Here is a 1,216-nt window from a genome sequence, read left to right as displayed (position 1 = left end):
ATTAAATTTTTTCATAGTCATTGGCTGAATATTATCAAATTCAATTACAGTTTTTTCTTTTTTCAAAATAGTTTCAAGGCGAGAAATAGTTTTCTCACTTTGTATTTTAAGAATTTCTTGAATAAACAATAATTTTCTAGCTTCTAAATTCATATCATAATTTACTTTTAATCAAAAATACAAAATCTATTTTAAATTCAGAGTTAAATTTATCTTAGAATTTCAAACCCGCTTGTTGCCAACGGGTTTGTGTATGGTTAGTTGCGTGGTTAAGCAACTAATTTAGTAAACTTTTACGAACCCGAGAAAATTCCGCAGGAATTTTCGTAAGTAAGCACTTAAAAAGCAATTAATTATACACGTTGTTGGGTTTAGTACTTTATTCAATTCCGATTAATTCATATAATTCAGCCATTCCAGAAAGTTTTTCTTCTGAAATTTTTATTTCCATAGGAAAAGTGTTTGGCACAAGTTTGGTCAAATTAATTACAGAATGGATAGGTAATTCAATTCGGTCAGTCACATACATTTTATAAATAGTATTTCCTAAATCGCTTTCTGTGTCTTTTTTAATCAGAGTCAATTTGTAACACTCGAATCCTTTTATTTCTTTTCTATCTTTTCTATTTTCAATTATTTCGTATTCGTGGTTTTTATCAAATAAGTCATATTCTCTGTAATTCACAGATTTTGATTTGTCGTAATAACTTAAAATTCCACTATTTTTTTGAATCATAAAATAATCGCCAATCATTTTACCTTTTTGTTTGGTATAACGCCAAATAGAGTCATTTTGAATTTCCACATAAATTTCCGTTTCAGGTGTTAGAGCTAGAAAATCAGTCATTTGCATTTCTTTGAGTTTTTTATTCATCAAAGAATCTTCTCCATTAGGTTTGTAAGTTGCATCAATTAGAGAATCCGTTTTTAATTCCAAATCCGATATCCCAATTTGTGAAGAAACCATAGATTTTTTGAAAACAAACTTTGTCGGTTTAGGATTGTTTTCTGTCAGTTTCTTTGTTGATGAGCAACCAACTAAAAATAGAAATATTAAAATGTAGTTTATATGTTTCATTCGTATTAAACCCAACGGTTTAGGCTATGTTGTCGTTGTGGAAAAATCAGTAAGATTTTTCCGCCATAGCAATTAGTTTAGTAAATATACGAGGATTTTCTGAAAAAGAAAATCTGCCACAATGCAATATAGCCATTG

Annotated in this window: 1 protein-coding gene; it reads right to left on the bottom strand. The window is 28.6% G+C overall.

What is annotated here, in order from left to right; genetic code table 11:
• Positions 1-379: 379 nt before the first annotated feature.
• A complete protein-coding gene (locus HGB55_RS15050) occupies positions 380-1,078 on the bottom strand; it encodes a hypothetical protein (RefSeq protein WP_168817895.1) in 699 nt (232 codons plus the stop codon).
• Positions 1,079-1,216 lie beyond the last annotated feature (138 nt).

This window comes from Lutibacter sp. B1, assembly GCF_012524075.1.
Classification (GTDB): Bacteria; Bacteroidota; Bacteroidia; order Flavobacteriales; family Flavobacteriaceae; genus Lutibacter.
The sequence above is the reverse complement of the archived record's forward strand: the minus strand, read 5'-3'. Positions and strand labels throughout refer to the sequence as shown.

Coding starts and splice junctions, on each gene's coding strand:
- HGB55_RS15050 (WP_168817895.1), bottom strand. CDS start 1,078: ATGAAACATATAAACTACATTTTAATATTTCTATTTTTAGTTGGTTGC.